This window comes from Helicobacter sp. 23-1048, from assembly GCF_053654545.1.
On sequence record NZ_JBSIUT010000001.1, the window covers coordinates 1,105,147 to 1,118,633 of the forward strand.

A 13,487-nucleotide genomic window follows, 5' to 3' on the forward strand; every position below is an offset into this window, starting at 1 on the left:
AAATCAAGGAATTTATTAGGTTATAATGTTAAGTAAAAATTAGGAGTGCAGGTATGAAAAAATTTCTCTCTTGTGTGATAGTAGCAGTGGTGTTTATCGCGTGCGGGGAAAAGGAGCAGGGCGAGGCAAATAAGGCTCTAGCGTTGCATAATGACTTTGTCGCGCAAAAGCAAAGTGAAGAAGTCGTAGCACTACAACAAAGAGCAAACGCGAGCGGATATAAGCTCATCACTGCGCCACAACTTGAGGAGGCACAGGAGGCGATTATCATCGCTACCCTTCCGCGTGGAATCTACAATCTAGGACTTATAGAGGGCGCGAAGCATTTTGAATTTGCTAAAAGCATTACATTTAATGACAATGGGAGCGAGTGGAATTGGGATAAGGACGCGTTAAGCAGGGATAAAAGCGAGTTTGTTGAATTTTTGGGAGAGGATAAGGGTGCGATGATTGTCTTTTATGATGAGGGCGAGGATATTTTCGCGCCTTTTGGTAGTGCGCACACAGCGTTGATTTGGGCGCGACATTTAGGATATGAGAATCTCTATCGTTTGGTTGGAGGATTTGGTGCGTGGAAAGGGCTTGGGTTGCCTATTACTACCCAAATGCCAGAATGCTGTGTGAATCCACACGCCAAAGATTCTCACACAAGCGAGCATAAATACTAATGTTTGTCATCACAGGTGGTGGCACAGGCGGGCATTTAGCGATTGCTAAGGCATTGGCTTTAGAGCTCAAATCCCAACAAATCCCCTGTATTTACATAGGCTCGCTTAGCGGGCAGGATAGGCAGTGGTTTGAGGGGAGCGATGTATTCACGCAGACACATTTCCTTGATAGCACGGGCGTGGTAGATAAGCGCGGACTTGGCAAAATCAAGGCTTTGTATAAAGTTTATAAGGCTGTGTGTGAGTGTAGGGCGATTTTTAAGGCACATAGTATAAAGGCGGTGATTAGTGTCGGAGGATTTAGTGCGGCTGGTGCGTCTGTGGCAGCGATAAGTAAGTCAATCCCGCTTTTTATCCACGAGCAAAATGCCGTATCTGGCACGCTTAATAGTGTGCTTTTCCCTTTTTGTAAGGCGGTTTTTGGCTCTTTTGCTTTGCCTAGTGCGAAGTTTGTGGCTTGTGATTATCCCGTGAGAGAGGAATTTTTCACTAAAGCGCGCACAAGAAGCACGATAAAGCACATTCTATTTTTGGGAGGCTCGCAGGGTGCGCTAGCGATTAACGATTTAGCATTAGAGCTCGCGCCTATGCTTATCAAGCAGGGATTAAGCATAGCACATCAATGCGGAGAGCGCGATTTTGAGCGAGTGAGGGAGCAGTATAAGAATCTTGGATTGCTCGATTCTATCAATCTCTTTGCCTTTAGTCCTAATATCGTAGAAGCACTTTGTCAAGCTGATGTGTGCGTTGGACGAGCGGGTGCTTCTAGCGTATGGGAATCTTGCGCGAATGGACTTCCGTGCTTTTTTATCCCCTATCCTTACGCGCATAAAAATCATCAATATCTCAATGCGCGGACATTAGCCGATGAGTGGCTATGCGGGCTTTGTCCGCAAGCGGAGTTAAGCGCGCAAAAGGTGTTGGAGTTTATAGATTCTCTTAAACAAGGCAATATAGCGGATATTTCAAGCACCCTACAAAGCAAAATCACTCCAAATGGTGCGAGGGAAATCATCGCACGCATTAAGGATTTGACTTCTTAAGGTAGCGGGATTTGTGATTTGCCTCTCAACCCCCATAAACTTCAAATTTACTGAAATAAACGCTGTTTTCTCTCTTAAATAAAAAGTTTTTCGCCTATTTTTGTAATTTTTATATTTCATTTATTATTTATATTATTATCTTATTTTAGTTTTATTTATAAAATTTATATTTTGTTAATTTATTTATTTTAATTTACTTTTATTTAGTAGAATTATAGCATTTTTATACCGCCTAGATTCTTTGCATTGAGATTTTTGTGTTTTTAAGGAATGCTTAGGCAAAATACCACTTAAAGGAGTTACTATGACTTACATAGATGCGATAAATAGGGACTTTGAGACCCATACATTACAAATGCTCTCCGCACTCACCGCGCTTAAAAAGCAACTCGAAGTGCTCGAATCTCTCAATCTCCAAGAAAAAATCACAAGTTTGGAATCTCGCATAGCCCAAGCCAGCGATTTAACCCACAAAATCAAACTTATAGAATCTCTCGCCCAAGAAAAGCAATCTCTCAAAGAAATGCTCGCCCAAGTAGAGCAACCACACTTTGAGCTTAGCACTCAAACAAATGACGATAGCACAAACGCAGGCGTGCCGATAGTCGAGGAAAAAAGGCAAGTCAAAAAGGTGCAAAAGCGTGTGGCGACTTGGATTCACAAATATTTCGCTGGGTTAAACCCTTGCAACGGGACAATTTTGGTGCGATTTTTAGAGCTCTCCGCGCAAAATACGCGCCCCGTGAAGCGATATGAGCTCGAAGAATCGTGTAAAGATGTCTCAAATTTCATCACCAACTACCATAATATGCGTAATATGCTTCCCACCAATCACGGCAAAGTTTTTGAGGAGGAGTATGGCGAGATTACGCTATGGCAGCCTGTGGCAGACATCGTGTTAGAAGCGTATAATAGGGCGCGAGATTCCAGACATTTATCGCATTAAATTACAATAAAGTATTAACTTTTTATTAACCATACTACACGAGAATGCAACTTGCCTTTAGTGGTGTTTTTTTTTTTTTATAAAAATTCACAAAAGTGCTACATTTTCATAAAGAAGTTGAAAAACACTTCAAAAGGAGACAAAATGCAAAATTTCATTGCAAAGGTTCTATTTCGTGTAGTCGTTGTGGCGGGCGTGGGCTTATCAGGTTTGAGCACGCTGAAGCCAGCTGATAGTGGAGCAGGGTTTTTTATCGGTGGTGAGCTAGGATACAGTGCGATATTTAGCAAGACTACACCAGATAATGAATCTGCTTCAACTTTCCCACTTGGGAATCTCGGTGCGAAGTTTGGCTATATAGCCCCGCTTAATGATAAATTTGGGCTAAGGGTGTATCTTGGTTATAATTGGGCTTACAACACAAGCAATACCAGCACTCCAGCAGACCCAGCGCAGGGGACTGCAGCTAGTAGCACAGGGACTTTGCTTTCATATCATCAAATCGCGGGTAATATCGATGTGCTATGGAAATTTACAGATATGTTTGGCGCGTATATAGGTGCGGGCGTGGGCTATGGCTCTTATAGTAGCGTTAGCACTACGGATAATGTAACCACCACGACTAATGTCGCAAGTGGAATGGTTATCCCTGTGAATGTCGGTGTAGAGACTTACATAGGAGGCAATCACACTTTGGGCTTAAACTTTAAGATTCCAACGATTGCTTACAAAGGCACAGATACCGCCGCTACTACGACAGAGGTGAGAAATCTCATCGTTACGCTAGGATATTCTTATAAATTCTAAGAATCTTAGGGCAATGCTTGAGTAAGTGGCATTGCCCTCTTGCCGTGCTTATTGTTAATTGTTATGGGAGATTCCCTCTTTACATACTTTTAGATACTTTTTGCGTATTCGTGTGCGTTTTTCATAATATCAATGACACTAATCCTGCTTTGGTTTTGGAGCTCATCTTTTTGCGCATTTTCTAGTCTGGCTTCATCGCGAAATGTCGCACGCACCAAGTCCATTCCCGCGTAAAATTCTTTCATCAGCACCACGCAGACATAATGCCCAAAATCCGTGCATTGCAATATCTTCTCCCCCGCGCTATTTGTCGCATTTGTTATCGCCCCGCTTAGGCGCAAGCCCGCTATCTCTAATGCCAAATCCCACTCCAAATTACACTGCATATTTGCGTTAAACTCCGCTACATTGAGCCTGCCTTCAAACAGCTCACACAAAAACACATAGCGCAAAATATCGCGCCTGCTAAATTCCGCGTTTGCCATATTTGCATTGTGCTTGTGCGCGATAGCCGAGCAGTAGTCTTTGAGGTTAAATGTATTGATATACAGTTTGCCATTGATAAAGCTAAACGCCCCACTGCCCGCGCCCAAATATTGATGATTGGAGCTTACATATTCATCGCTTAGATTGCTTTGTGGGGTATCGTCATTGATTTTTTCATTAGGATTTATTTTGCCAAACCCCCACGCATTGTTGCGCTTCCACCCGCTAAATTCCGCGCAAATGAGCTCATAAAATTCGCGTTCATTGTCGCTTAGAGCCACGCCTAGCGCGGATTGGATTTTGGAGCGCGTGAGTGCGGAGCGCATAAGCGGGTAAGTGGTGATTTGCTCTGCGCCTAGCGATTTAGCGATAGCTAAATCACGCAAAAGTTGCTCTTTTGTTTGGTTTGGGAAGTTAAAAATTAAATCAATGCTTAAAGTTGGCAAGATTCCTTGCGCTTTTGCGAGCTTTTCTTGCAACTGCGCGCTTGAGCCAAATTTCTCATACCGCCCAATTTTGCGTAAAATCTCATCATCAAAGCTCTGCACCCCACAGCTTAGACGCGTGATAAGCCCCTTAAATCGCTCTAATTGCGCAGGCGCGATATGTGTCGGGTCGCTCTCACACGAAATCTCTTGTATGCCAAAGAGATTCTTACACAGCTCCAAAGTCTTTAATAGCTCGTCCTCATTGATAAGCGTAGTCCCGCCACCCACCACAAGCGTGTGGAAATCAAAGCCCTTTGCCTTAATGAGTTTTAGCTCTTCTCTCAATGCCTCAAAATACGCCCGCGCTAAGCTCTCATCATAAATGTATTTGTGGAAACTACAATAGGGGCAAAGCGTGTGGCAAAAGGGAATGTGGATATAAAGCATTGTGGGCTTGCCATTTGGGAGAATCTCGCTCGCGTGCAAGCGCACTTTGAAACTGCGCTTAAGCACTCTTTGCATAGAGTGGCTCGCATAGCGCGTAGCAAGGGATTGGATAAAAGTGGCAAACATAGCTTAGCTCCATTCGTTTAAATATAAGGCGTGAAATTGAAATTTGAGGCTATTTGAAACAAAGAGGCGATTATAACCAAAATAAATCAAAAAGATACAAAGGAATTGTAAAATCCACATAAATTCCCTGCGATTAGAGAATCTATGTGGTTTATAGGATATGAGAAGTTAATTGATTTTGATTTGTGCTTTAGAGCGGAGCTCCATAATTTTATCATTGATGACTTTGCCTACGGCTTGCATTTGCGCATTTTGCAAGATGATTTGCTTTGCCTGCTCGTAGGGAATCGTCTTAGCCTCGCTCTTGCTCTCTAAATAAATGATATGGTAGCCAAATTGTGTCCTCACAGGCTCTTTAGTATAAGTGCCCGGCTTTAAGTCAAACGCTGCTTTGGAAAATATAGGGTTCATAGCCGAGCGGTGAAACTCGCCCAAGTCGCCACCATTTTTTTGTTGCTTTGCTGCTGGGTCGAGCGTTTTTTGGTTTGCTAAGTCGATGAACTTCGCTTCAGCCTTGCCTCGCACCTTGTTAAGCTCGGCGATGATGTTTTTTGCTTCAAGCTCGTTATTTACGAGGATATGACGCGCTCTACCTGTTTGGTCGACAAATTGGTCTTTGTTGTTGTTGTAGATTTCTCGTAGTTGAGAGTCGCTGATGTTTGGCATTTTTGCCTTTTTGGCAAGATTTTGTTGCCACATTTGGAAGAGCATTTGCATTTTGAAGCCCTCTAATGCCTGCGTGTAGTCTTTGCTCCGCTCGATTCCCTCAGTGCGGGCAGATTCTAGCACGAGTTTATCATTGATGATAGTGTTGAGGAATGCTTCTCTTTGCTCTTTTGGGAGTTTTTCAAAGTCAGATTGCTTGACATTATACATCTCAAAGTCCTTTTCCGTGATAGCCTTGCCATTAAGCGTGGCATAAGTTTTCGCCATAGCTGGCAAACTTAATAGGCTTAATAAACATACGATAGCGAGTTTTTTCATTGACAGCTCCTTTAGTTTGAGTGGATTTGTGCGATTTGTGCTATGACAATCACGCGCATTCTATCCCGCGAAAGCTAACAAAAAGTTAATCTCTTTTCTTTTGCGTGAATCTTTGTTGTGAAATCATTGTGAAATCATAATGTAACATTTTTACCCCCCTCCTCATAACTCTTTATAAAAATTTCACTTTTCTTTCACATTTCGTTATAATGACTCCTAAGCCTTGCTATCTTTAAGGAGGCGAATTTTTTACTAAGGAGTTGAATATGAGGAAACTTATGGTTTCTTGCGCATTAAGCGCGGCAATGGCAATGCCAGCAATGGCAGCAGTAGAGGTGTATAGCGATAGCGAGACACAGACAAGTGTGAAGATGTATGGTGTGCTTTTGGGTTATAGCGGTGCAGCTGGCAAGACAGGGGAGCAGAGCACGGTAGGAGCGGATTATTTACAAGGATTGCAAGTCAATTCTCGTTTGGGCTTTGATACTACGATTGATAAGTTCTTTATTCGCTTTGAGCTTGGCGCACAAGAGCCCGGAATGATTAGTGGCAACACTACAAACGCACCGGGGATTCGTAAATTTTTCGGGCAGTATGACCTTGGCTCAGCTGGGAAAATTTCTGTGGGAAGAGATGATTCACCTACTGTTGAAGGAGGGTTTAATACAGACTTTTTAGGCCAAGATACAGGGAGCACAGGCTTTGGCTCAGTTATCCCGGGGAATCGCGATATGCAAGTAGCATACAGTAACGGAGGGTATAAAGTAGCCCTTATCACTGACCATTACAGAAAGAGCGAGATTCCTAGAATCTCAATGGCATATCAATTTCGCAACAAAGGCATAATCAAAAACTTCAAGGTCGGTGCGACTTACAAGTATTACAACCATAGCGTGGCAAACTCTGGTGGGACATATCCCGGAACTAGCACTACTAATACTATAGGGAATGCTCAGGGAGCGCACGCGTGGAATGTGCTTGCAGGGATTAAACCACAATTTGGTCCTCTCTCTCTCTCTCTGTATTCCTTAGCTATGGTGTGAATGCACATCTGTATGGAGAAATGAGAACAAGTGCTGGGCAGGGCGAGTTTAACTACGCGACTATCGATGCTGGGCTAAATGCGAAGCGCGGTGGTGGATTTTTTGAGGTAAGCTATGCGGCTTCACAAAAGCTCGCCATTACACTTGGCTCAGGATTCCAGCTTACTTATGGTGGTAATGGTGGTAATGGTGGTACCCCCACAACCACATATGATGACACAATATCGGACGAGCATATCCTAAGCTATAAAGTCTCTCTCCAAACACCTTACAAAGTGTCTAAGAACTTTAGCATAGTCCCACAAATTGGCTACTATAACGCATATTTGCGAAGAGCAGATGTGCATAGAGGCAGTGCTATTGGTATCGTGCGATTCCGCTTTGATATATAAGACTTAAGGGAGTTTTACACTCCTTTAAGGATTTGGATTCTCACCCAACGCTTATGAAGCGATTGGGTTTACTCACTCCCACTCTATCGTGGCTGGGGGCTTGGAGCTTATGTCATAGACTACGCGATTTATCCCCTCTACTTCGTTTATGATTCTATTGCTGACTTTTTCTAAAAACTCAAAGCTCAAATGCGAAAATCGCGCCGTCATTCCGTCAATCGCCTCTACGGCGCGAAGTGCGATGGTGTTATCATAAGTGCGATTATCGCCCATCACGCCCACACTCCGCACATTAAGTAGCACGCAAAACGCCTGCCACACGCTACCATAGAGCCCATTTTTATGCAATTCCTCGATAAAGATAGAATCCGCCTCGCGCAATATCGCCAAACTTTCCCGCGTAACCTCGCCCATAATGCGAATCGCAAGTCCGGGTCCGGGAAATGGGTGGCGCATTAGCATAGATTCTGGGATTCCGAGTTCGCGCCCCAAACTCCGCACTTCATCTTTAAAGAGTTCGCGCAATGGCTCGATGAGTTCAAATCTCATCCACTCAGGTAGTCCGCCGACATTGTGATGAGATTTGATTGTCTTGCTGGGACCCTTTACGCTTACAGATTCGATGACATCGGGGTAGAGTGTGCCTTGTGCCAAAAATTTAATCTCGCCATTTGCGTTGTGCGCTCTTGCTTCGCGCTCAAAGACTTCGATAAAGCTTTCCCCGATGATTTTGCGCTTTTGCTCTGGCTCGGTAATGCCTTGTAAGCGACTTAAAAACAGCTCGCTTGCGTCTGCGGTGATAAGCGGGATTTGTAGATTCTGCTTAAACATTTGCTCCACTGCCTCTCTCTCGCCCGCGCGGAGTAAGCCCGTATCGACAAAGACGGGGATTAGATTCTCCCCGATTGCTTTGTGGAGTAATGCCGCCACCACGCTAGAATCTACTCCACCACTTACCGCGCACAGCACTTTAGCGGACTTGCCTTTGTGCGATAAATCACGGAGCTTGTCGCTCGCTTCCTCGATAGGCGTTTTAGCCTTATCTCGTTGCTCGCAACTTCGCAACCCTGATTTCTCATCACAAATGCTTCGCCCTTGCTTATTAAACTTTGATTGTGTTTTTTTGTCATATTGAGGTTTTGAAAAAGCCGAAATATCTCTATCGCTGGACTTTTGAGATACTTCGCTACGCTCAGTATGACAATGTTGCGATTCTTTGGATACTTCGCAAGGCTTAGTATGACAAGCGGTGTTGTTGGAGTTTTTATCGTCATTGCGAGCGGATTTGTCAAAATCCGCGTGGCAATCCATTTCCTCTAAACCCACGATTTTTCGCACTTTGGCGATTTCTAACTCGGCAAAATTGTGCATATTCCAATCATCACTCGCCCCGCAAATCTCACGCGCAAAGTTTGAGAGAATCTGCGCTCCGCACTCGCTATGCACCACTTCGGGGTGGAATTGTATCGCATAAATTTCGCGCTCCAAATCTGCAATGGCGCAAATCTCGCTATTTGCACTACTACCAATCGCGCTAAATCCACTCGGCAGGGCAATGACTTTATCACTATGGCTCATCCACACGATACAATCTTGCTTCACGCCACTAAAGATTCCGCGTGAATCAATGATTGTAAGATTTGCCTTGCCAAATTCTTGCGCACTAGATTTTGCGACTTGTCCGCCGAAAAAATGCGCGATAAACTGCATTCCATAGCAGATTCCCAAAATGGGAATCCCTAGCGTGAAAATCTCGCTATCAGGCTTATACGCGTCTTTTTCATACACGCTTGCAGGACCGCCACTTAGGATTAGCCCGCGCGGATTTTTCGCCTTTATAGATTGCGCGCTCTCAAAATAGGGCATTATTTCCGTATAGATTCCCATTTCGCGCAAACGCCTAGCGATTAACTGTGTGTATTGGCTTCCAAAGTCAAGCACGATGATTTGGGGGTGTAGCATTTGCGAGTGTTGTGGATTGTGTGGCTTTTGTGTTTTTTGCATAGAGGGGGTTTTAGCGGATTTTGCACTCATTATGTCTCCTAAATTTAAGGCTAAAATCGCATTATAGCAAATTTGCCTTAAGCCCTTATAACAAAATGACGAATGTCAATGCCAAATATTGAAACTTACAACCCGCTAAAAGTGTAAATATAGCGCACGCCCACGCTCCAATACTGCGTAAAATCCCCGCTAAGTCTTGTGGTGGTGTTAGTCGTTTGGGCGTTTGTCTTGGCGACTTTGAGCGAGTTTGCATTAAAGTTGCTCACAAAAAATGGCACGCTAAAGATAAGCTCGATTCCGTGATGTTGGGCGAGTTTGGCTCGTGCTCCAAGATTAAGTGCCAAATCAAAACTCGCCTTTGGGAATCCATCGCCAAGTTGGCGCATTTGCATATCAAGCGTATCTATATCTTTGCCGACATAGCTTTTGCCACCGATACGCACACCGATAAATCCCCCAAGATGAAGCGAATTTTGCGCTATGATATAATCTAGCAGGGCATCGACATTTACCCCATAGCGTAGCATTATGGGATTGAGCGATTTTTGTGCGTTTGAAAAATGCGTATGCGTAGCGTGTAAATCGCCATATATACGCATTCCTAGCTCACCTTTGCTAGCAAATTGCCTCCAAAATCCCTCATAACCCACAATAAGCCCATAGCCCCCACCAATCCCGCGCATATCAAAGGAATCTATGGGAGTGATTGTCGTGGTGGTGGTTGTCCCGCCTTGAGCGGTGGAAGTGTTGTTTATAGTGGTGGTTTCTACTTCGTGGTGATGGGCAAAGCCAAATGTGCTCAACGAAGATTCTATCCCTATGATAAGCCCGCTTGCTTGGCTAAAATCTTTGGATTCCAAAGGCGTAATTGCGTCTCGCGCTTGAATTGTGTTATTTGTATGTAAAACTTCACCTTGTTTATTTGCGAGAGAATCTCCGCTTTGTTCGCCTTGTAGATTTTGGCTCTCATAGGGATTGCTATCGTCTTTTAAATCTTTATTGTTTTGTGGATTTTGATTGTCATACTGAGCGTAGCGAAGTATTTCTTTGTCTTGTGTTTGAGATATTTCGCCTTTTTGTAAAGGTTGGGTATGACAATACGACACAAGCACCACTACTGCGATTATCTTTTTCATTGCTTTTCCTTTGTGTAGAATCTCGATTTAGAATTTATAGCCCACTTGCACCCAAAACTGCCTGCCTAGCTCATACACCGCATACGCTCCAGCTGAAGCAATACCGGGGATTATCGAGCCATTTGTCGTAGCTGCCCCTGTGGCTTGGAGCGTTGTCATATTGCGTGCGTTTAGGACATTATAAATATCTACATTGACATAGAGCGTGTGTGAGCCTCGCACATTGAGTTCTGTGCCCACTCGCATATCCCAAGTAAATGCCGCAGGGAAGTGCATTTTATCAAAGCGCAAATAGGCTTTTCCATCAATGGTTATACTTTGTGCAGAATTTATCATTCGCTCAAATCCCTCGCGATAGCGAAAGAAATTATTAAGTATCCACTTTGTGCGTAAGATTTTAAAGTTATGCGTGGTGGTAAGCCTTAGCGTGAAAGGGCGGGCGAAATTCTCCACAGGTCTATCGCGGTAGCGAATCAGCTGTCCGTCATAGTAAATGAGCTCGTTATTTGCGTATTCATCATCGTCCCTATCTGTGCCATTATGGGTGTTTTGCCAGATATTATAGCTGCGTTTGACTTGGGTTAAATCATAGGCAAATAAGTAGTGATGTGAGATTCCAAAGGTTTGGATAGGCGCGATATTTTGTAGCACGAGCGCGACAATTTGGCTTTGTGATTTGCCATTATTATTCCAATATGAATCGCTACGAGTTTGCACATTCCCTGTGTCTTGCCTCATCACTTCATCTCTACCAAAGCGCATAATGTATTTCGCGCTAAACTCAAAAATCCCAAGTTTTTGCGTGATACCAGCCATTAGCTCATCATCATAAGGCACGCGGAGTTTATCAAAGTGAAAAAAGCTAGATAGATTGTAGTCATTTTGCTTTACCCACGCGGTTGGGGTATTTACCGCGATACAATCTGCTTGAGCTTGGCTATTACACATTGACCTGCGCCACACTTCCCAACTTTTGCTCTGCTGTGCATAGAGCCAATAGCTTAACAAATTGCGCCCATAGTAGCGATTCGCTCCAAGTGTGAGCTGACTTTGCCACTCTCTTGGCGCGGGGGTTACATAATTAAGCGCGAGTCTAGGTGCAAGCGTGTGTTTGCCCATATAACTATCGCCATCAAGGCGCACTCCGGGGCGGATATTCACATTTCCTAAAAAGCCAAAATCCATATTTATGTCATTTTCTGCATAGATTCCATAATTCACACCATTAAAGACAAAATCACTTGCCTTAGCGATTCGTATTGTATGAGCAAATTGCCCGCCAGCACCGCTACCGCTTGTGATAGGCGTGCCATTAGTGCCACCTCTAAGCAATGGCGAACTCGAGCATAGCCCATCATAACCTAAAGAATCTGTCCCACAGGATTGATTTTCATTCATTTGTGTGGGATTGCCCTGCATCCAATACGCATCAGCTGGGCGATTTCGCCCAATGTAGAGATGAGAGAGCTCAAAGCCTACGCGCACGGTGCTAGTGAGGCGGTTGATTTCTAATGACTCAAAGCTAAAATCGCTTTTATAAGTTGTGGTAATTTGACTTTGGTCTAAATCCCCATAGCCTCCCTCAAAGACAAGCAAGTTTGTCCCTCCACCATTTTTCTCCACACTGCGATACCATTGGTAGAAGTAATTTGCATCGCTTCGCCGAGAATTTTCTACAAACGATAAACCAAGCGATTGTGTCCATAATCCCACAGGCGTCTGCCATAATGCCTTTGCACCTGCTTGGATTCCCCCAGTTTGCATTTCGTAGTAGCTATTCATCGCTGCGTCATTGTAGTAGGTATTGTGTTGTGGGGCGTAGCCTAGATTTGCTTCTAGGGTGAGATTTTCAGTGGGATTATAATGCGCTTTTAAGTAGTAGTTATAAGATTCTCGCTTTTGCTCGCGCTTTTTGTCTAAATCGTTGCCATATTTATAAGAGGCGAGATTGCGATATGGGTTTAGCGGGATAATGCTCTGTGTGGTGGTGAAGCTCGCCACTAATCCTAAATCTTTGGTAATGTAGCCCTCTAGGCTGGATTTTACCGAGTATTTGAAAAATTCTGGTTGGTAGCGTTCATCTGCGCTCAAAAAGAGACTGCTCTCTGCGCGGTTATCATAATGGTATTTGGTAAGCGAGAATTTTTTCGGGTCGGCATTGCCCTGCGTGAATTGATAGCTGATATTGCCGTGCCAGCCTTTAATCCCACCATCGTCTTTGCGTGCCTTGCGGACATTTGCCTCCACTACACCACCTGTGAATTTGCCATACGCCGCGCTGACATTAGAATCTAAAACCGTGATAGATTCGAGTAGGCTTGTATCGATATTTAGCCCTTGAGATCCTGTGGAGCGGATATTTGATTGGTTGTTTGTCGTGCTTCCGTGCGGGTCTAAGTCGTTATTCATATTAAAGCCATCAATTTGGAAGTTGTTTTGATGAAAGAGGCTACCACTTATGGATATGTTGGCAGGGTCGATTTCTCCCGGCGTGGTGCTTTTTAGCTGAGAGTTGTCAAACTGCACATTGGGCAACACGCGCAAAATGCTCGTAATATCGCCATTTCCGCTTGGGTTAGAATCCAAGAAATTGCGTCCTACTTGCGTGCCACTTTGATAGGTTTCAAATTCTTTTTCGCCATAAGCTGTTACTTTGCCAAGCTGGACTTTTTTGGTTACTTCTTGTTTGTCTGTGGGTTTTGATTCTTGTGTTTGTGTGTCTTGCTCATTTTGGGCTAAAATTATTGCATTGCGTAATGTATAATTGCCCCCCCCCCCTAATAGATTATCATTAGCTAAAGCAAGATTAACTATTATTAAACACAAAATAAGGCTTTTGGCATTCATTGTGCAATCCTCAACAAATGATTTGATTAAAAGAAAGAACGGCAGATTATAATATTAACAACCTTAAAATCAACTTAAATAATAAGAGATAATTTTATTATTATACTAGATATTTTAAGAATGCTACTAA

General features: G+C 43.7%; 11 protein-coding genes. 6 read left to right on the forward strand and 5 right to left on the reverse strand.

Features of this window, described 5'->3' with window-relative positions; translation table 11 throughout:
* Window positions 1–53: 53 nt before the first annotated feature.
* The 4 genes from ACWIWK_RS05450 to ACWIWK_RS05465 all read left to right on the forward strand — a co-directional run bounded on the left by ACWIWK_RS05450 (window position 54) and on the right by ACWIWK_RS05465 (window position 3,464).
* Entirely contained in the window at window positions 54–668 is a 615-nt protein-coding gene (locus tag ACWIWK_RS05450; RefSeq protein ID WP_454151544.1) for a rhodanese-like domain-containing protein, read from the forward strand.
* Window positions 668–1,711, forward strand: a complete 1,044-nt coding sequence (gene murG / locus ACWIWK_RS05455; protein WP_454151546.1) for an undecaprenyldiphospho-muramoylpentapeptide beta-N-acetylglucosaminyltransferase — start codon at window positions 668–670, stop codon at window positions 1,709–1,711. Before ACWIWK_RS05450 ends, murG begins: the two co-directional genes overlap by 1 nt.
* Before the next feature lie 304 nt (window positions 1,712–2,015).
* A complete protein-coding gene (locus ACWIWK_RS05460) occupies window positions 2,016–2,657 on the forward strand; it encodes a hypothetical protein (protein ID WP_454151548.1) in 642 nt (213 codons plus the stop codon).
* A gap of 144 nt (window positions 2,658–2,801) precedes the next feature.
* Window positions 2,802–3,464 carry an outer membrane beta-barrel protein gene (locus tag ACWIWK_RS05465; RefSeq protein ID WP_454151550.1) on the forward strand — a complete coding sequence of 221 codons (663 nt, stop codon included), beginning with the start codon at window positions 2,802–2,804 and terminating at the stop codon, window positions 3,462–3,464.
* A gap of 89 nt (window positions 3,465–3,553) precedes the next feature.
* On the opposite strand, the gene ACWIWK_RS05470 is transcribed toward ACWIWK_RS05465, so the two are convergent.
* Window positions 3,554–4,951, reverse strand: a complete 1,398-nt coding sequence (locus ACWIWK_RS05470; protein WP_454151552.1) for a coproporphyrinogen III oxidase family protein — start codon at window positions 4,949–4,951, stop codon at window positions 3,554–3,556.
* A 168-nt stretch (window positions 4,952–5,119) separates the two neighbouring features.
* Window positions 5,120–5,935: a peptidylprolyl isomerase gene (locus ACWIWK_RS05475; protein WP_454151554.1), complete on the reverse strand. Its 816-nt coding sequence runs from the start codon at window positions 5,933–5,935 to the stop codon at window positions 5,120–5,122.
* Window positions 5,936–6,201: 266 nt separating this feature from the next.
* On the opposite strand from ACWIWK_RS05475, the gene ACWIWK_RS05480 reads away from it, so the two are divergent.
* Together ACWIWK_RS05480 and ACWIWK_RS05485 are read left to right on the forward strand one after the other, a co-directional pair.
* Complete coding sequence (locus ACWIWK_RS05480; RefSeq protein WP_454151556.1) at window positions 6,202–6,978, forward strand: hypothetical protein; 777 nt, start codon at window positions 6,202–6,204, stop codon at window positions 6,976–6,978.
* Window positions 6,979–6,998: 20 nt separating this feature from the next.
* The gene (locus tag ACWIWK_RS05485) at window positions 6,999–7,370 is read left to right on the forward strand and encodes a hypothetical protein (protein ID WP_454151558.1); all 372 of its coding nucleotides are present in this window, start codon (window positions 6,999–7,001) and stop codon (window positions 7,368–7,370) included.
* A 72-nt stretch (window positions 7,371–7,442) separates the two neighbouring features.
* Here the strand turns inward: ACWIWK_RS05485 and guaA are convergent, their stop codons facing one another.
* From guaA to ACWIWK_RS05500, 3 genes are all read right to left on the reverse strand, one after another.
* A complete protein-coding gene (gene guaA / locus ACWIWK_RS05490) occupies window positions 7,443–9,404 on the reverse strand; it encodes a glutamine-hydrolyzing GMP synthase (protein ID WP_454151560.1) in 1,962 nt (653 codons plus the stop codon).
* 95 nt (window positions 9,405–9,499) lie between these two features.
* The gene (locus ACWIWK_RS05495) at window positions 9,500–10,510 is read right to left on the reverse strand and encodes an outer membrane beta-barrel protein (RefSeq protein WP_454151562.1); all 1,011 of its coding nucleotides are present in this window, start codon (window positions 10,508–10,510) and stop codon (window positions 9,500–9,502) included.
* 27 nt (window positions 10,511–10,537) lie between these two features.
* Window positions 10,538–13,357, reverse strand: coding sequence for a TonB-dependent receptor plug domain-containing protein (locus tag ACWIWK_RS05500; RefSeq protein WP_454151564.1), 2,820 nt, complete (start codon window positions 13,355–13,357; stop codon window positions 10,538–10,540).
* Between the last annotated feature and the right edge of the window lie 130 nt (window positions 13,358–13,487).